The sequence below is a fragment of the Erwinia sp. QL-Z3 genome, assembly GCF_004551645.1.
Taxonomy (GTDB): Bacteria; Pseudomonadota; Gammaproteobacteria; order Enterobacterales; family Enterobacteriaceae; genus Erwinia; species Erwinia billingiae.
Map to the genome: position 1 here is coordinate 3,310,056 of NZ_CP037950.1, position 24,690 is coordinate 3,334,745.

At 56.4% G+C, this 24,690-nt stretch carries 20 protein-coding genes; 14 read left to right on the forward strand and 6 right to left on the reverse strand.

Features of this window, described 5'->3' with window-relative positions:
• Window positions 1-240: 240 nt before the first annotated feature.
• Together E2F51_RS16060 and E2F51_RS16065 are read left to right on the forward strand one after the other, a co-directional pair.
• A complete protein-coding gene (locus E2F51_RS16060) occupies window positions 241-1,029 on the forward strand; it encodes a MipA/OmpV family protein (protein WP_134824886.1) in 789 nt (262 codons plus the stop codon).
• Between the two features lie 372 nt (window positions 1,030-1,401).
• On the forward strand, window positions 1,402-2,367 hold the full coding sequence (locus tag E2F51_RS16065; RefSeq protein ID WP_134823932.1) for an FAD:protein FMN transferase: 966 nt from the start codon (window positions 1,402-1,404) through the stop codon (window positions 2,365-2,367).
• A gap of 2 nt (window positions 2,368-2,369) precedes the next feature.
• On the opposite strand, the gene dcuR is transcribed toward E2F51_RS16065, so the two are convergent.
• Window positions 2,370-3,089, reverse strand: coding sequence for a two-component system response regulator DcuR (dcuR, locus tag E2F51_RS16070; protein WP_013201781.1), 720 nt, complete (start codon window positions 3,087-3,089; stop codon window positions 2,370-2,372).
• Entirely contained in the window at window positions 3,083-4,723 is a 1,641-nt protein-coding gene (locus E2F51_RS16075; protein WP_134823933.1) for a sensor histidine kinase, read from the reverse strand. The genes dcuR and E2F51_RS16075 overlap by 7 nt, the downstream gene beginning before the upstream one ends.
• A gap of 94 nt (window positions 4,724-4,817) precedes the next feature.
• Between E2F51_RS16075 and E2F51_RS16080 the strand changes: the two genes are divergently transcribed.
• The 4 genes from E2F51_RS16080 to arsC all read left to right on the forward strand — a co-directional run bounded on the left by E2F51_RS16080 (window position 4,818) and on the right by arsC (window position 8,232).
• On the forward strand, window positions 4,818-5,591 hold the full coding sequence (locus tag E2F51_RS16080) for a YdcF family protein (RefSeq protein WP_134823934.1): 774 nt from the start codon (window positions 4,818-4,820) through the stop codon (window positions 5,589-5,591).
• 440 nt (window positions 5,592-6,031) lie between these two features.
• Window positions 6,032-6,385, forward strand: a complete 354-nt coding sequence (locus E2F51_RS16085; RefSeq protein ID WP_134824887.1) for a metalloregulator ArsR/SmtB family transcription factor — start codon at window positions 6,032-6,034, stop codon at window positions 6,383-6,385.
• A gap of 85 nt (window positions 6,386-6,470) precedes the next feature.
• The gene (locus E2F51_RS16090) at window positions 6,471-7,754 is read left to right on the forward strand and encodes an arsenic transporter (protein ID WP_134823935.1); all 1,284 of its coding nucleotides are present in this window, start codon (window positions 6,471-6,473) and stop codon (window positions 7,752-7,754) included.
• 49 nt (window positions 7,755-7,803) lie between these two features.
• The gene (gene arsC / locus E2F51_RS16095; RefSeq protein ID WP_134823936.1) at window positions 7,804-8,232 is read left to right on the forward strand and encodes a glutaredoxin-dependent arsenate reductase; all 429 of its coding nucleotides are present in this window, start codon (window positions 7,804-7,806) and stop codon (window positions 8,230-8,232) included.
• Window positions 8,233-8,399: 167 nt separating this feature from the next.
• On the opposite strand, the gene E2F51_RS16100 is transcribed toward arsC, so the two are convergent.
• Window positions 8,400-8,714: a helix-turn-helix transcriptional regulator gene (locus tag E2F51_RS16100; protein ID WP_134823937.1), complete on the reverse strand. Its 315-nt coding sequence runs from the start codon at window positions 8,712-8,714 to the stop codon at window positions 8,400-8,402.
• A gap of 16 nt (window positions 8,715-8,730) precedes the next feature.
• Entirely contained in the window at window positions 8,731-9,855 is a 1,125-nt protein-coding gene (locus tag E2F51_RS16105) for an alkene reductase (RefSeq protein WP_134823938.1), read from the reverse strand.
• 220 nt (window positions 9,856-10,075) lie between these two features.
• On the opposite strand from E2F51_RS16105, the gene E2F51_RS16110 reads away from it, so the two are divergent.
• On the forward strand, window positions 10,076-10,969 hold the full coding sequence (locus tag E2F51_RS16110) for a substrate-binding domain-containing protein (protein ID WP_134823939.1): 894 nt from the start codon (window positions 10,076-10,078) through the stop codon (window positions 10,967-10,969).
• A 135-nt stretch (window positions 10,970-11,104) separates the two neighbouring features.
• Entirely contained in the window at window positions 11,105-12,649 is a 1,545-nt protein-coding gene (locus tag E2F51_RS16115; protein WP_013201787.1) for a methyl-accepting chemotaxis protein, read from the forward strand.
• 714 nt (window positions 12,650-13,363) lie between these two features.
• On the opposite strand, the gene E2F51_RS16120 is transcribed toward E2F51_RS16115, so the two are convergent.
• A complete protein-coding gene (locus E2F51_RS16120) occupies window positions 13,364-13,996 on the reverse strand; it encodes an alanyl-tRNA editing protein (protein WP_134823940.1) in 633 nt (210 codons plus the stop codon).
• Window positions 13,997-14,303: 307 nt separating this feature from the next.
• Between E2F51_RS16120 and E2F51_RS16125 the strand changes: the two genes are divergently transcribed.
• Genes E2F51_RS16125 through E2F51_RS16145 form a run of 5 tightly spaced genes read left to right on the forward strand, consistent with a single transcriptional unit; the run spans window position 14,304 to window position 20,898 of the window.
• Window positions 14,304-15,935, forward strand: coding sequence for an ABC transporter substrate-binding protein (locus tag E2F51_RS16125; RefSeq protein WP_134823941.1), 1,632 nt, complete (start codon window positions 14,304-14,306; stop codon window positions 15,933-15,935).
• Window positions 15,932-16,945 (forward strand): ABC transporter permease, encoded by a 1,014-nt coding sequence (locus tag E2F51_RS16130; protein WP_134823942.1) that lies wholly within the window; start codon window positions 15,932-15,934, stop codon window positions 16,943-16,945. Before E2F51_RS16125 ends, E2F51_RS16130 begins: the two co-directional genes overlap by 4 nt.
• The gene (locus E2F51_RS16135; protein WP_134823943.1) at window positions 16,945-17,826 is read left to right on the forward strand and encodes an ABC transporter permease; all 882 of its coding nucleotides are present in this window, start codon (window positions 16,945-16,947) and stop codon (window positions 17,824-17,826) included. Before E2F51_RS16130 ends, E2F51_RS16135 begins: the two co-directional genes overlap by 1 nt.
• Window positions 17,826-19,505 carry an ABC transporter ATP-binding protein gene (locus tag E2F51_RS16140; RefSeq protein WP_134823944.1) on the forward strand — a complete coding sequence of 560 codons (1,680 nt, stop codon included), beginning with the start codon at window positions 17,826-17,828 and terminating at the stop codon, window positions 19,503-19,505. The genes E2F51_RS16135 and E2F51_RS16140 overlap by 1 nt, the downstream gene beginning before the upstream one ends.
• A 13-nt stretch (window positions 19,506-19,518) precedes the next feature.
• Window positions 19,519-20,898, forward strand: a complete 1,380-nt coding sequence (locus E2F51_RS16145; protein WP_134823945.1) for an NtaA/DmoA family FMN-dependent monooxygenase — start codon at window positions 19,519-19,521, stop codon at window positions 20,896-20,898.
• 138 nt (window positions 20,899-21,036) lie between these two features.
• Here the strand turns inward: E2F51_RS16145 and E2F51_RS16150 are convergent, their stop codons facing one another.
• Window positions 21,037-22,260 carry an acyl-CoA dehydrogenase family protein gene (locus E2F51_RS16150; RefSeq protein WP_134823946.1) on the reverse strand — a complete coding sequence of 408 codons (1,224 nt, stop codon included), beginning with the start codon at window positions 22,258-22,260 and terminating at the stop codon, window positions 21,037-21,039.
• A 504-nt stretch (window positions 22,261-22,764) separates the two neighbouring features.
• On the opposite strand from E2F51_RS16150, the gene E2F51_RS16155 reads away from it, so the two are divergent.
• On the forward strand, window positions 22,765-24,681 hold the full coding sequence (locus E2F51_RS16155) for an Ig-like domain-containing protein (RefSeq protein WP_134823947.1): 1,917 nt from the start codon (window positions 22,765-22,767) through the stop codon (window positions 24,679-24,681).
• Window positions 24,682-24,690 lie beyond the last annotated feature (9 nt).

A 24,690-nucleotide genomic window follows, 5' to 3' on the forward strand; every position in this document is an offset into this window, starting at 1 on the left:
TAAATAACGTGCAATAGCCATTTAATTTGTATTAAGCGGCTGCCGGTAAAACTATTTCCTGAAATTAAAAGCAGAGTACAACAAAACAATCGTCATCAATAGCACTATTTTTCTGTGAAATAAGTCGGTCTTGACACGTTCTTAATAAATAACCGACCGTCTGTTGATAACGTGCGCTCATCATCAGCTCATTCCAGGGACCCTGAGTCAGGGTAAGAAAATCCGACATGAGTGATTATGATGAAGCCGATAAATAGACTGTGGCCTTTAGCCTCCCTGCTGTTAATTGCCCAGAGCGCGTTAGTGCGAGCCGATCAGGCTGCACCGGCCGATCCCAGCCTGATGGTGGGCATCGGCGCGGTGAATACGCCGCGTTACAGCGGTTCCGACCAGCGTCAGTGGCAGGTTGTCCCGCTGGTGCAGGCGCGCGACGGCGCGTTTTTCTTCGATTCGCAAAAAGGTCTGGGCTACGACCTGCAGGCGGATAATGGCCTCTATCTGGAACACACGCTGGGCTACAACCTTGGGCGGTCGGACGACAACAATCTCTGGCGGGATGGCTCCGATAAGCTGAAGGGCATGGGTAATATCAGCGCGGTGGCCAATACGGCGATCGCCATTGGCTGGCAGGCCACGCCGTGGTTTTCCGTTGAAGGTAAGGCCACCTTACCGCTGACGGATTCGCAGGGCGTGCAGTATCAGGGCTCCGTCACGCTGCTGCCCTGGCAGACCAGCACCGACACGGTGGCGTTACAGACGGCGGCGCTGTTTGGCGATGCCCGCTACAACAATACCTTTTATGGCGTTAACCGACAGCAGAGCGAGCGCAGCGGCTATGCAACTTATCACACCGGCGGTGGCTTCTACGGCATGCAGTCGAGCCTGACCTGGAATCATCAGTACAGCGCGCAGTGGGGCAGCATGCTGATCGGTAATTATACCTGGCTGGGTGAGAAGGCGGATGACAGCCCGATTGTTTATCGCCGGAATGAATTTACCGCCATCGCCGCCATTACTTACAGCTTCTGATTTACCTTAAGTCCGGTTTATTAGGTTATTAACCTTTACGCGTGGTGAAATATATGACAAAACGCTCAGCGGAGTATCCGGAACCTTACCGGTCGCGGAATCATTCCGCAGAATTGCGGTCGGCTGAAAAAGAATCAGGCGAAGGGGAAGTGCTGTGCATAATACTTGCCGGCTATCTGCTGAGTTATTTTATTCTTTACTTACTGCTGGCGTGAAGGCGTAGCGGTGAATAAGCAGATGTTAACCCTGATAAAACAATCTTAAGCCTCACCGGCTTTCGATCGCCCAGCGATGCGGATGGCAAACACCAGCACAAAATGATGCGCCGTGGCACAATGTCAGCCCTATCTGGGCAGAAAGCAGGAGCGCAGCATGTCATCTGACACCCACGTCTATTCCTACTCCGCAGTGCTGATGGGGTCGCCGATCCTTCTCAAACTGTTTGATCATAATGAAGCGCTGGCCGGCGCGGTGTTCAGAGTGATTAAGCAGCAGGAGATTTTGCTGACGGTCAACCGGCCGCAGTCGGAAGTGATGTCGGTCAACCATGCCGCCGGCATCGAACCGGTGGTGGTCAGCCAGCCGGTGTTTGACCTGATCGCCCGCGCCAGAGCGGTCAGCGTATTGCCGGACAGCCTGTTTAACGTCACCATCGGCCCGCTGGTCAAACGCTGGAAGATCGGTTTTCACGGCGACAGCGTGCCGCCGGCGGAAGAACTTCAGGCGCTGCTGCCGCTGACCGATCCGCAGCAGGTGATCCTCGACCCAGCGGCCCGTTCGGTGTTTCTGCTACAGCGCGGGATGGAGATCGATTTGGGGGCCATCGCCAAAGGGTATATTGCCGATCGGGTGCGGGATTTTTTACGTCAGCAGGGCGTTGAACATGCGCTGATCAATCTCGGTGGCAACGTGCAGACGCTGGGCGGAACGCCGGATAGCGAGGCGCCGGGCTGGGGCATCGGCCTGAAGAAGCCGTTTGGCGCGCCGGAAGAACTGATTGGGGTGATCACCGTCAGCGGCAAATCGGTGGTGACCTCCGGCGTATACGAGCGATATTTCGAGCTGGCCGGCAAGCGCTACCACCATATTCTGGACCCGGCCAGCGGCTATCCGCTGGATAACGAATTACTGAGCGTGACGGTGATCTCTGAGGACTCCATCGACGGGGATATTTACACCACCTTGCTGTACGGAATGGGCGTTAAAAAAGGCCTCGACTATCTGGCAAACACACCCGAAATCGAAGCCGTTTTTGTGACCCGCGACCGCCAGGTGATCTGCTCTTCCCAGCGGCAGTTTAGCTTCACGCTGCTGGACGCGGATTTTCACGCCGTTTAAGGCTACTGGCAAAACTGTTTTAACAGCTCGCGATGTTCCGCCTGCAAGCGGTAGCGATAAACCGGCCGGCCGGTTAAACCATAATGCAGGTTGGTGGAGAGGATTTTACGCTGCGCCAGCCAGATCAGGTATTTGCGGCACGACACGCGGGAAATGGCCACGGCGGCGGCCAGATCGTCGGTTGAAAACTCGCTGTCGTGATGGCTGTCAATCCACAGGCACAGCGTGCGCAGCGTTTGCGGCGTTAAGCCTTTTGGCAGACGGTGCGCTTCGGTGACGTCCGGCGGATTGCCGTGCAGCAGGGCATCGACATCGGTCTGCTGATACCACGGATGCTGGTCCTTAAGCGATTTCTTATGCTGCCAGCCGGTCAGCGCCTCTTCAAAGCGGGAGAACTGGAACGGCTTGATCAGATAATCCACCACGCCGTAATGCAGCGATTGCTGAATGGTCTGGGCATCGGCGGCGGAAGAGATGACGATGACATCGATATTGCGCCTGGCCGCCCGCAGTTCAGGCAGTAAATCCAGCCCGTTTTCCTGTTGCATGTAGATATCCAGCAGGATCAAATCCACCGACAGTTCGCTGTGCAGCACCATTTCTCTGGCCTGTTTCAGCGTTGACGCCACGCCGCAGCAGGCAAATCCCGGGATCTGGCCAATGTAGCAGCGGTTCAGCTCTGCCACCATCGCATCATCATCGACGACTAACACATTTAGCATGCGGATCGGTTTCCTCCATCCCACGGCAGTTGTACTAAGAATTGGGTATAAACCCCAGGGTCGGACTCTACAATAATTTCGCCGCCAAGGCTCTGGATTTGCTGCTTGCAGAGGAATAAACCTACGCCGCGTTGCTCACCCTTCGACGAAAAGCCGTGCTCAAAGATCGCATCAAGCTGTTCTGCCGGGATGCCGGGGCCGTCATCGCTGACTTCACAGCTCAGCCAGCCGTTCTGATAGTGTAGCAGCACGCTGACTTCGCCATCAGGCTGCTGCGCCAGCGCATCGAAGGCGTTCTCAATCAGATTGCCGAGCACGGTGACCAGCACCGAGGTTTGCTGTTCGTTGCCGCTGTCGGGCAGGAAGCTGTCCTCGCTGAGGATCAGCTGGTGGCCGCTGTCCGCCGCGCGGTTTAATTTACTCAGCAGCACGCCGGCAATCACCGGCGACTGGATTTTTTTCACCAGCGAGCCGATCTCGGTCTGGTAGTTATTGGCGGTTTTCAGAATGTAATCTTCCAGCTGCGCATAGCTTTTCATATGCAATAAGCCGAGGATCACATGCAGCTTGTTCATAAACTCGTGGGAGTGCTGACGCAGCGCGTCCACATAGTTAACCATGCCGCTCAGGCGTTGGGTCAGCTGGGTCACTTCGGTTTTATCGCGGAAAGAGCAGATCGCGCCAATCATCACGCCGCCTTTCAGCACCGGCATGGTGTTGCACAGCAAAACCCGACCGCGGAACAGGATCTCTTCGTCCCGCTGCGGTTTTCCGCTGCGCAGCACTTCACGCAGGTTGATAATCAGCGCGCCGGTGGCCTGAATACTCTGAATGATTTCGCTTTCCAGCGCCTGCGGCATGCCGGTCTCGCGGAACAGCTTGCGCGCGGCATGGTTAATCAACGTCACCTGGGCGTTGATATCCACGGCGATCACCCCTTCTTTGATGGCATACAGCATGGCCTGACGCTGTTCAAATAGCTCAGAGACTTCGTACGGTTCCAGGCCGAACAGGATCCGTCGGGAGGCTTTCACCAACAGCCAGGTGCCGATAGCACCCACCAGGATGCCGAACAGCGCGGTCCACAGAATGTTCCAACGGCTCTGGTTAATCTGATCCGCCACTTCACTTAGCGAGATGCCAATCACCACCACGCCAATCTGCTTGTGTTCAGCATCAAACACCGGAGTAAACACCCGCAATGCCTGTACTAACTGCCCACGGTTGATCGAAACATTCTCTTTGCCCAGCAACGCGGGCTGCAAATCGTCGCCAATAAAGTGGTGATTAATGGCGTCTTTGTTGGGATGCGAATAGCGAATGCCGGCCATATTGGTGACCACCACAAACAGCAGGTCATTGCTCTGCAACACGGCGGTAGCGATCGGCTGAATCACGTTGCTGTCCGGCGGTAACAGCAATCCGCGATGAATATCCGGCGAATCCGCCAGCGTCCGCGCCACCGCCAACGCTTTATCCTCGACGCCTTTGTTTGTGACCTGGCTTATCTGCAGGAAATAGAAAAAGTGGACGGCCAGTAAGACGGCGACAATCACCGCGCTGACCATCAGGCTGACGGAGGTACTGAGCTTCATCGGGCGTTTAAGCCCCGGAAGGGTTGGCTGGCGTTTCATGGCATGATTTCCGAATTTTCCTGCGGAGGCTTTCCATTAAGGTAAATTTATCTGACTCTGCCTGACCTGTAATGCTTTTAATAAGGAGTTTTTAATGCAACTCAGCGTTTATGAAGTCGATGATTTCAATCTGTTGTCCCACTGGCTGGCGGAAAACGACCTGGCGGAACGGGAGATCGACGACGTTCAACTTATTATCCTCGCAGGTAATGCCATCCTCCCGGAAATTGAAGGGGCGATGGCGTTGTCCCGTCAGCGCGGCATTCCTCTTTTGCTCAGCGGCGGCGAGGGACACTCCACCGAACTGCTGCGCATGGCGTTGGCCGCAGACGGGCGTTATCAGCAACTCGCTACGCTGACCGGCGGGGAAGGCGATCTGCTGCAAGCGATGGCAATACAGGCTTTTGGTTTACCGCCAGAGCAGGTGCTGAATGAAAACCGCTCGAGGAACTGTGGCGAAAACGCGCAGTTCAGCCTCATTTTTCTGCAAAAGGCCGGGAAGGTTCCGGCAAAGTATCTGCTGGTGCAGGATCCGCTGATGCAGCGACGCACCAAAGCCACCTATTTACATCAGTGGCACCAGCAGGGCGTGCAGGCTGAATGCCTGAGCTGGCCGGTATTTACCCCCGTGCTGACGAGGGTAGATTCCCAACTCACCATTACCGGCGCGCCGGTGTCAGGCGGGATATGGTCACTGGAGCGCTATCTGTCGATGATTCTGGGGGAAATGGCCCGCCTGAAAGATGATGCCCACGGTTATGGCCCGAACGGCAAAGGGTATATTGGCGCGGTTGAGATGCCGGGCGCAGTGGAAAGCGCCTGGCGTCGCCTGAGTGAGAATCCACGGCTGGCTGAACTAAGTCGGTAGTTGCGCGCCACTTATCCTTCAGCGTCTTATCTCACACGATGTGGTGATTAGCTGTCACCACTGAAGCAGAGTGAGCCCGTCTCTCGCCCTGAAGGTCATTCCCACACCGAATCTTGTTTAGCGGCATATGGCCCTCCGCTTCACCTTTCACGCCAGCACATCAGGTTGAACGGTTACCGGGAGCATGACTCGGTATGGACAAGGCGAACAGACGTGACGGTTTATGTGAGGGGAGTGGGATCATGTTTCCAGTGCTGGGTATGCACATGCCGGTTGTGCTCCGCAGCCATAACATTGAATCAGCAGATCAGGCACAGCATAAATTTTCCTCCGGGAAGAATAATGGTGCACTGATATACATATTCGAATTAATGAATATGTATTTGACACTCTCTTTGCAGCAGGCGACACTGGCTTCAGTCTTGGAATCAGGAGTCATCATGCATCAACTTGAGCCTCTTCACCTTTTCAAAAACCTGTCTGACCAGACCCGACTCAATCTGGTCCTGTTACTTCGGGAAAAAGGTGAACTCTGCGTCTGTGAACTTTCGTCAACCCTGAAAGAAACTCAGCCGAAGATATCCCGGCACCTGGCTCTTCTGAGAGAAGGCGGCCTTCTCCTCGACAGGCGTGACGGCAAATGGATCCATTATCGGTTATCACCACACATGCCTGCATGGTCTGCGGCAATCATTGAGCAGGCATATCTGTGCCAGCGGGATGACATTCTGCATCTCAGCCAACAGGCAGAACGCGATAACGTAACAACCAATGGCAAACCTGTCTGCATGTAAAAATTTACCTATACATATCTGTTTTTATGTATGTGTTGTTGTCAGCCCGGATTAACGGTTAGTTTTGTTTAAAAAAGGAGAAGCTATGTTTATGGCGGGTGCGATTTTCGTCCTGACCCTGGTACTGGTCATCTGGCAGCCGAAAGGACTCAGTATTGGCTGGAGTGCCGTAATTGGTGCCGGCCTGGCGCTACTGACGGGCGTGGTACACATCGACGATATTCCGGCCGTCTGGCAGATTGTCTGGAACGCCACAGCTACGTTTATTGCGGTAATCATTATCAGCCTGCTGCTCGATGAGTCCGGTTTTTTCGAGTGGGCTGCGCTGCACGTTTCCAAATGGGGAGGTGGCAAAGGCCGGCTGCTTTTCACCTATATCGTACTGTTAGGCGCAGTTGTCGCGGCACTTTTCGCCAACGATGGAGCGGCTTTAATTCTGACGCCGATTGTTATTGCCATGCTGCTGGCGCTGGGCTTCAGCCCGGGTGCGACGCTGGCATTTGTGATGGCGGCAGGGTTTATCGCCGACACATCCAGCCTGCCGCTCATCGTGTCGAACCTGGTGAACATTGTCACGGCAGACTTCTTTAAGCTGGGCTTTAGTGAGTACGCCTCGGTCATGGTGCCGGTAAATATTGCTTCGGTTGCCGCCACGCTGATCATGCTGCACCTGTTTTTCCGCAGGGACATACCAGCCACCTACGATCTGGCGAAGCTGAAAGCGCCGCGTGAAGCTATTCGAGATGTGCGCACCTTTAAAACTGGCTGGATTGTGCTCATCCTGCTGCTTGTCGGCTTTTTTGCCCTCGAACCGCTCGGCGTGCCGGTCAGCCTGGTGGCAGCGGTAGCGGCGTTTATTCTCTGGCTGGTTGCCCGTAAAGGACATGTGATCGATACCGGAAAGGTGCTGAAAGGCGCGCCCTGGCAGATTGTTATCTTCTCGCTGGGCATGTATCTGGTCGTGTACGGTCTTCGTAACGCCGGAATGACAGATTACCTTTCTGCCGTCCTGAACAGGTTTGCAGAGCACGGCGTCTGGGGCGCTACGCTCGGCACCGGTTTCCTGACGGCGGCGCTCTCGTCCGTCATGAATAACATGCCTACCGTGCTGGTTGGCGCGCTTTCGATTGACGGCAGCACCGCTCAGGGCGTGGTGAAGGAGGCGATGATTTACGCCAATATCATCGGCTGCGACCTCGGCCCGAAAATCACCCCGATTGGCAGCCTCGCCACCCTGCTGTGGCTGCACGTACTGGCGCAGAAGAATATCGCTATCAGCTGGGGCTACTACTTCCGCGTGGGCATAGTGATGACCCTGCCGGTACTTTTTGTGACGCTGGCCGCATTGGCCCTGCGCCTGTCTGTTTAATCCTAACCCCAGGGCTGCGCCTGTGCAGCGCCTTATCGGAGTACCGCTCATGACTGACATCACCATTTACCATAACCCGGCCTGCGGGACGTCACGCAACACGCTGGCGCTGATCCGCAACAGCGGCACCGAACCCACGGTGATTCTGTATCTGGAAACACCGCCGTCGCGCGACGAGCTGAAAAAACTGATTGCCGACATGGGCATCAGCGTACGCACCCTGCTACGTAAAAATACCGACCCATACGAGCACCTCGGCCTTGCGGAAGACCGCTTCAGCGATGACGAACTGCTCGATGCCATGCTGGCTCATCCGATCCTCATTAATCGCCCGGTGGTGGTGACGTCGCTGGGCACGAAGCTCTGCCGCCCCTCCGAAGTGGTCCTCGACATACTGCCAGACCCGCAGCAGGGTGCATTTATCAAAGAGGATGGCGAAGCGATCATTGATGAGCAAGGAAATCGCGTCAGCCGCTGATTTTTCATCAGGTTAAGGGCATACCGTGTGTGAAAAATAAAAAGCCGGCAGCTGCCGGCTTTTTATTTATATGCTGCGCTGGTTTACCCGCTATGACCCGCTCTCGATATATGCTGAGTCGGGTTGGGTGCACCAGCTCACGGAGGGCGCAGGGTGATGCGACGGCGTTATAAATCCTGCAAAAAGCCGACCAGGCTTTCGCGCACGTCATTAATACGCGTTTCATTGCGGCGATAATAGGTCCACTTTCCAACCTTGCTGGCTTCCAGCAGTCCGGCTTCAAACAGCACCTTCAGGCACAGCGAGGTGGCCGGCTGGGATAAGCCGGCCTTGTCCTGAATAAGGCTGGCACACACCCCGTACAGGTCATAGTCATAGAGCTGGCTATAGCCTGCAAAGGCCTGTTGCGGGGTCTTCAGCCACTGCAACACCGCCAACCGGGTGGGGTTGGACAGTAATTTCATGGCGCTTTCAGGGGACATGCAGCCTCACAAACAATCAGGAGCGGTAAACCGGGTAGTCAGTATACCCTTTAGCGCCGCCACCATACAGCGAGGACGCATCCACCGGATTTAACGCAACATCCGACGCAAAGCGGGCCGGTAAGTCCGGGTTGGCAATAAAGGTTCTGCCGAATCCAAACAGATCGCCCCAGCCATTTTGCAGAATGCTTTCGGCTTTCTCGCGGGTATAGCGGCCGGAATACATGATCGGCCAGTGGAAGGTTTCCCGCAGCGCCGTGCGGAAGCTGACCGGCAGATCCGGGCTGTTATCCCAGTCGGCTTCGGCAATCGACAGATAGCCAATCTCCAGTTCATTCAACATGCCGGCCGCAGCGATATAGGTCGCGTGCGGATCGCTTTCCACCAGGCCTAAATAGACGCGCTCTTCGTCGGTGCTGGTAAACAGCGGCGCAAAACGCACGCCGACTTTCTGGCTGCCAAACACCTCGCTGACCGCTTCGACAATCTCTTTCAGGAAGCGCAGCCGGTTTTCCAGCGAACCGCCGTACTCATCACAGCGGAAATTGGTGTGTTCAGAGATAAATTGATTGATCAGATAGCCATTGGCAGAGTGCAGCTCCACGCCATCAAATCCGGCGGCCTGCGCATTGACTGCCGCCTGACGATACAGCCCGACAATCTCTTTCACTTCGTCGGTGCTGAGTTCGCGGGGATCGCTGGGCGACGTCAACATGCCTTCGCCCGGCCCGGTTTCGATAAACACGCGAACGCCGGTGGCGGTGACGGCAGAAGGTGCTACCGGCGGCTGTTCGCCGGGCTGAAGCGCAGTATGCGAGACGCGGCCCACGTGCCACAGCTGGCAGAAGATCGTACCGCCTTGCTGGTGTACGGCTTCGGTAACCTTTTTCCATCCGGCGATCTTCGGTTCACTGTGGATCCCCGGCGTCCAGGCATAGCCCTGTCCACGCGGCTCAATCTGCGTCCCTTCGGTGATCATAAAGCCGGCGGTGGCGCGCTGACGGTAGTATTCCACCATCATCTCGCCGGGAATATTGCCAGGCTGTTCACTGCGGCAGCGTGTTAAAGGCGGCAAGGCAATACGGTTACGCAGGGTGAAGCCGCCAAGCTGAAGCGGGGAAAAAAGGGTAGGACGATTCATAAAGCTTCCGGTTTTTTGAGAATAATTTGCCGGGCCATTATATTTATAAATTTAAATGTGTAAATGCATTTTATCAGACGATCTGTGTTGCAGATGTCGCTTCGCGACGGTGACAGATCTTGGACTTTGCGTCATGCTGATGACAGATCGCACCATCTTAACAGCGCGAATGCCTGTTCATTCTCTCAACCGAATTAGCCTGATAAGCGGGAAAATACTCATGACGGATAAGCCCCAGCAGCAGCAAAAAGGCGGCCAGCGCGCCGGCGTTATTGGCGTGGTCATCGAGGGATTCAACAATCCCTGGACCCTGAAAATGCTGAACGAAGTCACCCGGCAGCTGGATCTGCGCGGTTATCTGCCGCTGTTGCTCAATGCCCGTTCTGCGGACCGCACGCCGTCCCTGATGCAAAAAGCCGCAGGCCTCGAACCCGGCGGACTGGTATTCCTCACTGCCGACGGCACTGCGCAGTCGGTGGCAGGCGATCTTCTTCCCGGCGTTCCCGTCGTCCAGCTTGGCGGCGCGAGCGAGGGTGAGGAGTCGGTGGTTGCGGCCGAGGGGTATGAGGCGGGCGTTGAGAGCGGAAAATTGCTGCTGTCGCAAGGCTATCAGCGTTTTGGCTTTATGCAGGGCAAAGACCGCGCTTCAACGCCTTTGCGACAGATGGCCGGTTTTGTCGACAGCCTGACGGCGGCGGATAAACGGCTGGACAGGGTGCTGATTGCCGGCAACGACGACCGCGAACTGGCATGGCAGGCCATGACCGCCTATCTGAAACAGACCCGGGCGTCAGAACGCATTAATGCGCTGTTATGTGAAAACGATCTGCTGGCGTTCGGCGCGATTCAGGCAATCCGGGATTTTGGTCAGGGCGTGCACATCGGCGTGGTGGGCTTCAATGACAGTGATGATGCCGGTTCATCCCCCTGGCACCTGACCAGTTGGGCACCACGCAGCGATCTGCTGGTGACCGAGGCGCTAAACCGACTGCTGGACAAGCGGGCCGATCTCAGCGGCCAGTGGCAGCAGGGCCAGCTGCAGGTCAGGCATTCGCATTTAGGCAAAGAAGTGCTCGGTGACATCCCGAAATGTGGTTGTGCCAGCCGACATTAATCCCGGCGTAGCCGACACCGATTTTAACATTCGCTGCAAAATCGCCTTTTCAAAGCAGATCCTGGGGGCAGGGGCTAAATTTTTCGAAATTTATGCCGTTAACAGTTAAAGACCTCCCCTTATCTGGATAACGCTATGTCGGTTAAAAAATCCTCGCTGTTGATTATGTTGTTCTTATTTATCATCTTTATTAGCAGTATGTTCGCCAGCATCTGGTTGCTGACCCGCAGCAACCAGTCGCTTGATGCGGTCAATAAAGAGATCCGCGTTGTGCTGTCGATCATTGACCCGATTAACCACAGCCGCACCTTACGGTTGCGACTGATGGAATATATGAAGGCCAGTGAGGGGAGCGATGGGCTGTCTAAGCCGTCGCTGGAAGGCGTGAAGACGGTGATCGGCAAGGCCGATGCCGCATTCCAGGCGTATAAAGATGCGCCGCGCTTAGCCGGTGAAGACGCGGCAGCAAAAGCCTATGAGCAGGCCTATCTGACCTACCGTCAGCAGGGCATTCAGCCGATGATTGACGCGGCGGAAGCCAACGATCAGGCGCGCTTTAAGGACCAGCTGGCGACGGTGATCCGTCTCGACCGACAGTATGAAATCGTCCTCGATCAGGTGCTCGCCGAGCACGAGGCCTATGCTAAAAAGCTCAACAGCGATGCGCAGAGCCACTTCAGCCTGGGGATGAGCGTGATTATCTTCTTTGGCGTGCTGTTCCTGCTGGTGATCACCGCCGTGCTGTTCTTTATCAAACGCTATGTGCTGAATCCGCTGGACAGCGCGAAAGCCTATTGCAGCAAAATCGCCGAAGGGATCCTCGACCAGCCGGTGCCGGTCACTGTCGGTTCTAAGAGCGAAATCCAGGATTTGATGGCCACCATGGAGCAGATGCGCCAGTCGCTGACCGACATTATTGGTCAGGTTCGCAACTCGACGCTGACCGTGTCGCACGCCTCGAAAGAGATTGCTGCCGGCAACATCGATCTGGCGTCGCGCACCGAGCAGCAGGCCGCCGCCCTGACCGAAACCGCAGCCAGCATGGAAGAGTTAGGCGCGACGGTGAAACAGAACACCGAAAACGTCTTCGAAGCCAGCCGCCTGACCGGCGAAGCGGTGAAAAATGCCAAAACCGGCGAAAAGGTCTCCCAGCAGGTGATCGTCACCATGGGACTGATTAACAGCAGTTCGAAGAAAATCGAAGATATTACCGGCGTTATTAACAGCATTGCTTTCCAGACCAATATCCTGGCGCTGAATGCGGCGGTAGAAGCGGCGCGTGCCGGTGAACAGGGCCGTGGGTTTGCGGTGGTGGCAGCGGAAGTGCGTAATCTGGCCCAGCGCAGTGCGGTGGCGGCCAAAGAGATCGAAAGTCTGATTGCCGAATCCGTTATCAACATTCGCGCCGGATCGGATCAGGTTGGCCGGACCGGCGAGGCGATCGGGGCGATAATCGCTTCGGTCAGCCAGGTGGATGTGCTGATGGATCATATTTCGACCGCTTCTGATGAGCAGAGTCGCGGCATCAGTCAGATTGAGCAGGCGGTGACCGAGATGGACAGCGTGACCCAGCAAAACGCCTCGCTGGTGCAGGAATCCGCGGCGGCGGCGGCTTCTCTGGAAGAGCAGGTGCATTACCTGACGCACTCCGTCTCCACCTTCCGCTTGTCTGACGCATAACAGCCAAAATGCCGTCCTGTTCAGTTGAGCAGGGCGGATAATTACCGGTAAGGTTTGGAACGTTTTTCGACAACCGCAGAAATGTAAAAGCCCCGACTTTTCAGGTCAGGGCTTTTAACGTACTGCATACTCGTAATTTAGCATTAATTTACTTACATCGATTTACTGCTGATTGTACAACGTTAAATGTACAAGTCCACACAGATAATATTAGGCACTGTGTTAATAAATGACCTCCTATTATTACCGCTTAAACACAGCCCATTCTACGAGCGGGCGGAACACGTACATCTCCCCATCGCGATATATACTCTTGATGCATGGCCTGACTATCGTCGGAAAATCGTCATAAAAGATAACGATACGTCGACTCTGAGTACTGTTGAAACATGGCCTGACATCATCGCGTTTTCGTTCCCATCCTGCGATCGGTACAGATTTTGTTTCGAGGCCCTAACGCGTCGGGTGGATAACTTCCCCACCGTCAATGCCCATACAACAATATTACGTGACCTTCATCGCAGATTACTTACTTAACACTGTAAAGCGTTAACTTATTAACGACTGGAGGGTTTTTCCTGCCGTTGGTTAATAAACTACTCCAATAAGATCACGAGTCAATACTGTTTTTAATGCCATGTTAATATGGTCAGTAGTTTCCGAAAAATGCGCTTTTTTTAAGCGTTTTATACAGGGCTTCAGCGCTGGTAACGCCTACTCGCCAACCTCATATTTGACCGTCATCACGCCTTTCTTTTCACTGATTTTCAGAATGCGCACTAAACCCACCTCAGCCGTGCTGACCACGTGGGTACCGCCACAGGCATACGCAGTTAAGTCTCCCCAGGTCACCTCACGACGGCCGTCTGCGATCGTCAGGTGGCGCGGCAGATCGCGCGCGACAATCTCAGCGACATCGGCTGCAATCTGCTCTGCCGTCACTGGTGTTTTCTGCTCAGTGGGCTCAAATACCACCCGCGCTTCGCCAGGGCGGTGATTGCCCTTGCTGCCGTGCCAGCCGAATCTCTCCCCGGCCACGGCAATAAAGTGTCCCGCAGAGTGATAATGGCTATGCAACCGCCGCAGCGTTTCATCCACCTTGATGTGAACCGGGCCGGGTGCGACCGGCCCATCGGTGTAATGGGCGATCTCGCCGTCTTCCTGTGCGGCATGGAGCATGTCCGCCGTACCAAGGGTTCCCCGATCGGAAGGCTGCCCGCCGCCTTGCGGATGAAAAAGGGTGGCGGCGAGGATGACACGAAAACGGCCATCGTCCTGCGGTGTACAGCTGATGACCGTCGTTTCCATCTCCAGCGCATCGTTATCAAAATAGCTACGTTCAGTCATGTTCTTTCCTTTAGACGCTGTTCTCTGTGCATTAAGACAGGTCAACCATTTACCTTTTATTATCAATACTGTCAACAAGCCGACCTGTATTGACCGTCACGCAGCGTTATTTGTTCAGTAACAAAAAGCGTGACACGGGTGTGTCATATTTAACTATCTACTGCCGTTATTGATATTTGCCCTCGCGGCTTTGTGTGCTCTATTCGTCTTATAAACAGAATGCGATCTTCATTTAAATAACGTTCAGGCCGCAGCAATAATTGCGGTCCAGCGAATATTCGGCATTATCAGGGGAAAGAATGACGCGATGAGCAGTTTACGCATAAATAAAACCTTATTACCGCTGGCGACAGCGGCGATACTGCTGCTGGTGGGGCAGCCTGTCGCTCTGGCGGATCCAGGGCCGGCGCCGGTGGCAGGGCATAATCAGGACGGCGGCACGCTGGTTTACCTGCACGAACAGGAGCCGCCGTGCCTGTGGGGTGGATGGGTGCAACAGGCCTATCTGTCGCGGCAGGTTTTCGATTATCTGGTCAGTTTTGATCACGGGAAAATACGTCCCTGGCTGGCAACCGACTGGACGGAATCAGCGGATCGCAAAACCATTACCTTTCATTTACGCAAAGACGTTAAATTTACCGATGGCGATAAATTTAATGCCGATGCGGTGGTCGCTAATTATTCCGCGTGGACTAAAGGTATTGGCTGGCACGGTTTTACCTATATGACCGGCTTAACTAAAGTCGATGATTATACCGTTGAGCTACATTTATCTGAGCCCAATCCCGAAATTTATAACGTGCTGGCGAATGGGCATTATGGTTTCCAGTCACCGGATTCCATTGCGCATAACAGCAGTGAGCAAAAATGCCTGAAACCGGTCGGGACAGGCCCATGGAAAGTGGAAAAATGGGTCAGAGGGGAAGGCATCAGCTTTGTCCGCAACGATGATTATCACTGGGCACCGCCAAACGCCCGGCACAATGGCCCGGCCTATATAAAGCATCTGGAATGGAAATTTGTGCCGGACGCCACCACCCGCTGGGGTGCGCTGGTCAGCGGCGGCGCAGACGTGATCTACCAGCCACCTTCCACGCAGTGGCACGCGCTGCAGCGGGACTATCAAACCCTGTCTTACGTGGCCACCGGCCGGCCACAGGCCTTTTCGTTCAACGTTCAGCGCGGCCCCTTTACCGATCGGCGGGTACGTCAGGCCTTTGCCTATGCGCTGGATCGCCAGCAGATTGTCAAAACGGTGTTCAAGGGTGCGGTGCCGTATGAAGGCAACGGATCCCTGAGTAAAAGCACGCCGCTGTATCTCAACGTCGACAATCGTTATTCCCTCAATGTTGCCAAAGCCAATGCGCTGCTGGATCAGGCTGGCTGGACCGGACGCGATGCCGAAGGCTATCGGGTAAAGGACGGCGAGTCGCTGGTTGCCAGACTGCCCTTTATTCAGGCGATTATCGATCAGGAAGGCGCGCTGATGCTGCAGGCGGTGCAGGATCAGGTTAAGCAGGTCGGTATCAAACTGGTGCTGATCCCGCTGACGCAAACCGAAGGCTTTGCGGGCGCGAAGTCGCGACCGGCGGATAAGGAAATCAGCTTTGGTTACTGGGTCTGGCCGTCACCGAACATTCTCGACATCGTCTATAACGCGACGCTTGCCGGCGCGTTCAACGGCAATAACACCAGTTTCTTCAATAACCCGCAGGTTGAGTCACAGATCCTCGACGCACAACGCGAACCCGATCCTGCCCTTCGTCGCCAGAAATTCGATGTGTTGCAAAAGTGGTTTGACGATCAGGCGATTGCCATCGGGGGATACAACTTCACTTACAACGTCGCGATAGCCAATAACGTCCGGGGCATCTGGCAGGACAGCGGCAATGGCTTACTGAATTTCAACGACGCCTACTTCGTGCAGGAGAAGCCATGACCGATCTTATTTCATCCGGGAATCAACCGACCGCCAGCCAGGGATCGGGCGACACTTCGGTTAAACACCGCAGTCTGTGGCGCCGCATTTCGCTGAGGATTGGCTCGGCACTGTTTGTGCTGTGGGGCACGATCACCGTGACCTTTGTCGTGCTATCGATTCTGCCCGGCGACCGCGCCACGATTTTGCTGAACATCACATCAGGGCAGGTGATTGAACGCACCCCGGCGGAGCTTGCGCCGATCAACGCGCTGTATGGATTCGATAAACCGATTCCCGAACAGTACCTGAGCTACTTCTGGCGTCTGCTGCACGGCGATTTTGGCTTTTCGTTCGAGCTACAGCGGCCGGTGGTGCATGTGATTGCCGAGCAGCTGATTCCCACCTTTACCCTGGCGATTGCCGCGCTGCTGCTGGCGTGGGTGATTGCCATTCCCTGGACGCTGCTGACGGCGGGGCGCAGCGCCAGACTGGGGGCATTGGGTTCGGCGGTGGAGACGATAATGGCCGGGCTGCCGCAGTACTGGATTGGCATCCTGCTGCTGATTGTATTTGCCATCGATCTGCGCTGGTTCCCGGTGGTGGGAGGCGACAGCCTGTACGGCACCTTACTGCCGGCGATTACCCTCGCCATCCCGCTGGCCGGATTTCTTGGCCACGCCCTGCGGGGAGAGTTTGAGCGCAACATGCAGGAGCCCTTTGTACTCTCTGCGCGAGCGCGCGGCATGAGTCTGCGCAAGGTCAAACTGCATCACGTCCTGCGCCATGCGCTGATCCCGGCGATTACCCTCAGCGGTTGGGCGATCGGCAATTTACTCTCCGGCGCGGTGCTGGTGGAGGCGGTGTTTGCCCGTCCCGGCCTCGGCAACGTGCTGGTCAATGCGGTCAGCAATAAGGATTTCGCGCTGGTATCGGGGATCGTCATCCTGATCAGCTTTCTCTATATCGTTATTAATCTGGCGGTCGACCTGATCTATCTGATCGTCGATCCGCGACTGCGAGGCCACTGATGACCAGCCATATTTCCGATTTTTCAGAGGCGAAGGCCGGGCACGTCCCGCGTCAGCGCTTGCGGCGCGCCCTGACGGTGATACCGCTTTCCACCGCACTGTCGCTGCTGGTTGCGCTGTTGTTTATCGTCGCCGCCGTGGCGCCGTCACTGTTGGCGACCCATGACCCGTTCAGCACCGATTTGCTTAATGCGCTGCAAGCCCCGTCATTCGCCCACTGGCTGGGCACCGATGATATTGGCCGCGATCTCTACAGCCGCATCATCTGGGGCACGCGTCAGTCGCTGGCGATCGGGCTGGGAGCGATGGCCATTGCGCTGGTGGGCGCGATCGTTCTCGGGTTCAGCGCCGCGCTGGCACCGCGCTGGATTGCCGGGCCGGTTAACCGCCTGCTGGAAATTCTGCTGGCGTTTCCCACGCTGTTACTGGCGTTGCTGTTTGTGGCGCTGCTGGGTCCTTCCGCCAGCAGCCTGCTGATTTCGGTGGGGATTGGCACCGCGCCGGGCTATGCACGGCTGGTGCGTGCCCAGGCGCTTAAGGTGCGGCAGTCCGGTTACGTCGAGGCCGCGCGGGCGTTGGGGCATCCCTGGCACCGGCTGTTTTTACAGCATATCGCGCCAAATGCCTTTCGCCCGCTGGTGTCGCTGGTGGCGCTGGGCATCGGTCAGTCGGTGGTCTGGGCATCCGGGTTATCTTTCCTTGGACTCGGCGTGGTGCCGCCGTCGCCGGAGTGGGGCGCGTTACTGGAAGCCGGAAAAATCAACGTCACCGTGGCCTGGTGGCTGGAAGTGCTGCCGGGGATCGCCATCGTACTGGTGGCGCTCTCCTTCACCCAAATTGGCCGTTACCTGCAACAGCGGGCAGAAGGAGAATCGCGCTGATGAGCAAGCAAAACGAAAGTCAGGCCATCCCGCGCGGCGTCACCGACACCATCATTGATGTCCGGGGACTCAATGTCTGGACAACGGGCGAAGGCAGCCCGCGTCGGCACATTGTGAAGGATGTCAGTTTCGCCCTGCAACGGGGTCAGTGCGTGGCGCTGGTCGGCGAGTCCGGATCGGGCAAAAGCGTCACCGCCCGATCGCTGGTGGGGCTGGCCGGGGAACAGCTGCAGGTGCAGGCCGGGACCCTCACGCTTGATGGCGAGACGCTGCTCGATCGCAGTGACGGTTGGTGGCAGCAGGTGCGCGGGGTCAGGGTAGGATTCATCCTGCAGGACGCGCTGGTGTCACTGGATCCGCTGCGGCCGGTAGGCAAAGAGATTGCTGAAGCGCTTTCGCTACACGGTTGGGGAAACCGGACGACCCGCCAGCAAAAGGTCGAGGCGCTGCTCGAAGAGGTTGGCGTGCCTGAACCGGCCTTCCGCGCCAGCCAGCGGCCGGATGAACTTTCTGGCGGCCTGCGTCAACGCGCGCTGATCGCCTCGGCAATTGCGCTGCATCCCGACGTGTTGATTGCTGATGAGCCGACCACCGCGCTGGACGTCACGGTTCAGGCGCAGGTGCTGGAGGTGCTGAGGCAGATGCTGGACCGCGGCACCAGCATCATTCTGATCAGCCATGACCTGGCGGTGGTGGCGAAAATTGCCGACCACATTCTGGTGATGCAGGGCGGCACGCTGGTGGAATCGGGCACGGTCGAACAGGTCCTGCAACGCCCGCAGCATGCCTATACCCAGGGCCTGATCAACGCCATACCCAGCGAACACACCAAAGGGCAGCGGCTGTCTGCGGGCGACGGGGTGGTCGCGGTCGCGCAACCGGCAACGGCGGCCAACGCGTCGGCAGAATGGCTGCTGGACGCGCGGAATATCGTCAAAGGCTTTAAGGGACACCGCGCGGTGTCGGACGTCTCCTTTACCCTCGGGCGCGGCGAAACGCTCGGCATTGTGGGGGAATCCGGCTCGGGCAAAACCACCCTGTCGCGGATTGCGCTGGCGTTAGTGCAGCCGGACAGCGGTGAGATCCTGTTTCGCGGCCAGCCCTGGAGCCATGCTTCAGCGCGGGAACAGCGGGCAATTCGCCGCCATATTTCGGTGGTCTATCAGGATCCGCTTTCCTCTTTTGATCCGCGCTGGCGGGTGTCACAGATTCTGCTCGATGCCATTGCCCTCGGGCCGGCGATCCCCGGACAGACCGCGACGCAACGGGCGTTAAGCCTGCTGGCGTCGGTGGGGCTGGGGCCAGAACATATGGCGCAAAAGCCGGCTCGGTTATCGGGTGGCCAGCGCCAGCGCGTGGCCATTGCACGGGCCATTGCCACCCAACCGCAGGTGATTGTGCTCGACGAAGCGGTGTCGGCGCTGGATGTGACCATTCAGGCGCAGATCCTCGATCTGCTGAGCGATTTACAGCAGCAGCTGGGCGTGAGCTACCTGTTTATCTCCCACGACCTCGGGGTGATCCACCATATGAGCGACCGGGTGCTGGTGATGCAAAACGGCGTCGCGGTGGAACAGGGCACCGCCAGCGAGATCTTCTATCGTCCGCGCCATCCTTATACGCAAAAGTTACTCGCCTCGTTGCCACGGCTGCAGGCGGCGGAATTCGCCCACCACTAAAACGGGAGTCATAATGTCACGCGAACTGATTTATAACGGTTTTTTGCACCTGACGCCGAACCACCACAGCCATGGTTACTGGCGCACCACCGAAGGCCAGGTCCAGTACGGCTATAACCAGCTGGATGAATACGTCAAAACCGTCAAAACGCTGGAAAAAGGGCGCTTTGATACGCTGTTTATCGCCGATGTGGTGGGGGTGTATGATGCCGACTTTGGCGACGGTAAAACCACCATCCGGGCAGGCACGCAGTTTCCCGAGCCGGACCCGATCACCATTGTGTCTGCGCTGGGGCTGGTGACCGAGCATCTGGGGATTGTGGTCACCAGTAACGTGATTCAGGCCCATCCGTTTTCATTTGCCCGCCAGATCTCCTCGCTGGATGAATTCACCCGCGGGCGTATCGGCTGGAATATTGTCACCTCCTATTTATCGAACGGTTTCCGCAACTACGGCTTCAATGACATCGTGCCGCACGATGAACGCTATGAATGGGCGCAGGAATACCTCGATGTCGCCTATAAGCTGTGGGAACTCTCCTGGGAGAATGGCGCGGTGCTACACGATCCGGCCACCAACCGCTTCTTCGATCCGGATAAAATCCACAAGATTAACCACGTCGGCAAACGCTATCGCGTCGAGGGGCCGCACATTGTCGAGCCTTCGCCTCAGCGCAGCCCGGTGTTCTTCCAGGCCGGTAATTCCGACGCGGGCCGGCGTTTTGCGGCGCGCAATGCCGAGGTGACGTTCCTGCCGTCACAAACCTCGGAGACCGCGCGCAAAGATATCGCTATTCTGAATCGCGAGCTGATTAACTATGGCCGCCAGGCGGAAGATTTGAAAAAGCTGGTGTCGCTGTCAACGGTAATCGGCTCGACCGAGGAAGAGGCCAAACGCAAGCAGCAGCATCTGTTCGATAATATCGATATCAATGCCTTACAGGGCTTTTACAGCGGCGGTTCGGGGATCGATTTATCCAGTATCGATCCCGATACGCCGCTGACCGAGCTCAGCCGTCAGGAGCAGTTCAGCCAGCATATGCGTTCCAAATTCCGCATTGCGGTTGATGCGGATTACGGTCAGGGCCGCGTGCTGACCTGGCGCGAATACCTGCTGCAACATGCGTTACTGCCAGGACGTTTTGCCGGCACGCCGGAACAAATCGCCGATAAGGTGCAGCAGTATGCGGACGCGGGTGTCGACGGCTTTAACGTGGTGCCGGTCACCACGCTGGGCTGGTGGGATGAATGGGTTGAGCATGTGGTGCCGGTGCTGCAAAAGCGCGGACTGGCGCGCAAAGAATACCGGCCTGGCACCCTGCGCGAAAAACTCTTCGGCAAAGAGAGCCAGCTACCGGCGACGCATCCACAGAGAACGCTGAGGCTGGATTAACAGAACCGGCTGCTGAGCGCTATACAGGCTCAGCAGTATCTGGTGCTTGTATTCGTTGGTGAGGCGATCGCAATCTGCCACGGGTGATTGAACCCGGACAGGAGGCGATCGCCATCCGCCATTGGTGATTTAACCCGGCTAAGAGGCAACACCAATACGCCACTGCGGCGGCGGCAAGGTGCCGTTCACCGCAAAATCGCCGACGATACGGTCTTTATAGATGCGGGGATTGTGGGAGGAGAGGGTGCGCGCATTGCGCCAGAACCGATCTAACGACAGCGGATTCAGGGTGGCGGATGCGCCTAACGCATCGAATAAAATGGTGGCCGCGTTAAGCAGCAGATCGGTCACCACATTCAGCGACTGCGACACCTCGATCTCAGCGATGGCGTTGGCCTGCACTTCCGCCGGTTCATCGCCGGCAAAGCGACTGTCGAAGGCCCGCTGCAGCGCCTCGGCCGTTTTCAGCACAATCGCGCCGCTGGTATAGGCCGCACCGCGCAGTTTGCCGACCACCGCCAGGATCTGCGGATCCTGCGCGGCGCGGGCGGCGTTGCCATTGCTGTAGGTGCGTTTGCGGGCGGCCACGTTTTCAGCCACTTCACGGCTAAGCTGGCGGCCAAGCCCCGCGAGGGTTGCGAGGTGAACCAGCTGATAAAATGCCGGGGAGTATTTGAATTTATCCTCGTCGTAGATATCGCTTTCCTCCACCACCACGTTATTAAACACCGAGGTGCCGCTGGCGGTAAGCCGCTGACCAAACCCATTCCAGTCATCAACCACCGTCACGCCGGGTGCCGAGCGTGAAACGGTGATCGCCAGCGTTTTCCCCGTCTCATCACTGATGCCGACGTCAATCCAGTCCGAGTAGAGCGAGCCGGTGGTGTAGAACTTTTTGCCATCTATGCGCCACTGCTTGCCGATCTGTTCCAGCCGCGTTGAAAACGCCGACTGCTGCACGTCACCGGCTTCGCTCCAGGCCGGGCCGACGATATCGCCGCGGCCCAGTCGCGGTAACCAGGTTTCGCGCCGTCGGGGGTTATCACTGTTCAGCACATTTTCGACAAACCCCAAATGACCGCGTATCGACTGGACCAGATTTGAATCAGCTTCGCCGAGCTCAATTAACAAATTAAACAGCTCAGGTAGGGAAATACCGCTGCCGCCATATTCTTGCGGTACGCGTAATGCCGTGAAACCACTCTCTTTTAACCACTGAATCTGTTCGAAAGGTAATTCACGGTTTATTTCCCGTGCAATCGCGCCGTCGCGAATTCTGGTAAAGAGTGGCCTGAAACGTTCCGCCAGTTGCTCATAATCAGGCGTTGGGCCTGCACCCCAGGCTGCATCAATTTGCGACATGCTGATCCCTTATAATTAATTCGCGTTAAACGGTTTTAGCAAACGCCATGCCATTGATTAATCGACTGATATTAAATGTGAAAGTGATTTGGCTGGCGAGTCGGTGACGGTTGAAAAATAGGCAGCCGTGACCGCGCTGTCGGTATTCAAACTGTAAAGGGGTTGGTGAAGAATAAACAGGTAGAAATAATCATAAGCTAAATCAATACGCAGATTAGTATTCAGAATTTGGCCACTATCTATAAATCAAATGAAGGATTAGGGTGAGGGCAGCTTAAACGGTGACCCACCGCGAAGGGCACAAGATTAAAAAAATCATTTGCTGTTTATTCCTCTTTTCATAATGAAAAGGGGATTTGTTATTGCAAAATTGTTACCCGTTAAGGTAACCCGTTCCTGCCAGAGGAAACGGGCCGTCTCGCATGGCTCGCACAAACCATCCGCCATCCCGCACCTTCAGGTGTCGCGATGGCTTGCGCGCCAAAATTCTGAACGAGGTGACCTATGTCCCAACGCGTTGACTACCGTGCTCTGCGTCTGGAGTCTGTTTTCCAGAATGCGGTCAGCAACTATGCTGCCGCCGAAACCACGGAACCTGCATCATCCAGCCGCCTGACGGTACCCACCCTCACGCCGGAAATGGCCAGCAGCCTGAGTGCGCCCAGCATCAATACCCTGGCGGTCAGCACGGTAGATACCGAGGCGCCTGCACCGTTGCGCCCTTATGAACCGGTCGCCAGCGATGGCGTGATTGCCGCCTGGGAAGCCAGCCACCGTATTCATCTGCGTGGCCGGGCCGAAGGCGAGGCCGGTTCGACCGTCACCCTGAGCTTTAACGATCAAAGCTGGACCAGTACCGTCAATAAGTGGGGTTACTGGAACGCCTCGATGCCGCCAGAAGTGCTGAAAGGCTTGTCCGACGGCAACTACAGCCTGAAGCTGACCATCACCGATAAAGCCGGCAACCACACCGATACCAACGTGGATTTTGGCCTGTATGTTGATAAGACCATCAAGCCGACCCTGACGGTGGACGCCATCAGCGGCGATAACGCCATCAACGTCGCCGAAAGCATTTATGGCGTGGACATCAGCGGCACCTCAACGCATATGGCCAACCACAACAAAGTTACCCTGACGCTGGGCGCCGCGACCGTCACCGCTTTAGTCAATGCTGACGGCAGCTGGACCGGCCACTTTACCACCGAGCAATTGCTGGCAATGCAGGATGGCCTGCACAGTCTGACCCTGACCGCGGTTGATGCGAATGGCAAAACCAGCACCGTCAGCCACGATCTGACGTTAATCACCCATATGACCAGCGTGCCAGAAATCCACTTCGACAAGGTCACGGATGACAATGTGATCAACCTGGCGGAGAGCCAACACGATCTGCTGTTGAGCGGCTCACTGTCTGCCGTGGCGTTGGGTCAGTCGCTGATCCTGAAAGGTAGCGATGGTCACGAGCATGCCGCAACCATTGATGCTCAGGGACACTGGCAGGTGCTGATCGCCGCGGCCGACGTGGCCGGATTTATTAAAAATGGTGAGATCCACGCCTGGTATCATGACGGGGCCAATAACTATACCGATATGGCGCAAGAGCTGAATGTGGTCACCCAGCTGACGCCGGTTTATTACGAGATGGATATCGGCGGTGACATGATCCTGAACTATCAGGAAGCACAGCAGGATTTGAGCTTCTATATTGAAGGCGTGACCTCGCTGGACATCAACGGCAAAACCTACCAGCCGGACAGCGGCGGGATGATCACCTTACCGAGCGCCGATCTGCTGGCGCTGGCGGAAGGGCCGGTGACCGCCAGTGCCCATCGCTCGGATCAGTATGGCAACAGCGATAGCCAAACCCTGAGCGACTTTTTTGACGTCGCAACGCACAATTTACCGACGCTGACGCTGGATACCGCGTTTGCGGATCACGTTATCGGTGCGGATGATGTCAATACCTGGCATCTGTTGCAGGGCAGTTCAACCCATCTCGATGCGGGCAGTACGGTGACCTTAACTCTCGGCGATCAAAGCTACAGCGCGGCGGTTAAAGCCGATGGCAAATGGGCGCTGACGATTCTTGCCGGACAGCTGGCGCCGCTGGATGACGGCGACTATGTCATCAAGGTGACGGCACATGACAGCGCCGGCAACCAGGCCACGGCCAGTGAAAATGTCACCGTGGCGTCCCACGAAACCGCGCTGAATATGGATCATTTACTGGCGTTTTACGCGCCAACCGTTGCTCAGGATGATGGGGCAACGGCGAGTTCATCGCCCGTGACGGCCAGCGTGGCCACGGACACCACGGCCAGTTCCGCCAGCCATATCCCGGTCGAAAGTACGCTGGTTAACGACTCACCTTATACGCTGGCTGACCACTTATTACAGCACCCGGCAGTGATGGTGTAATTAGCTCGC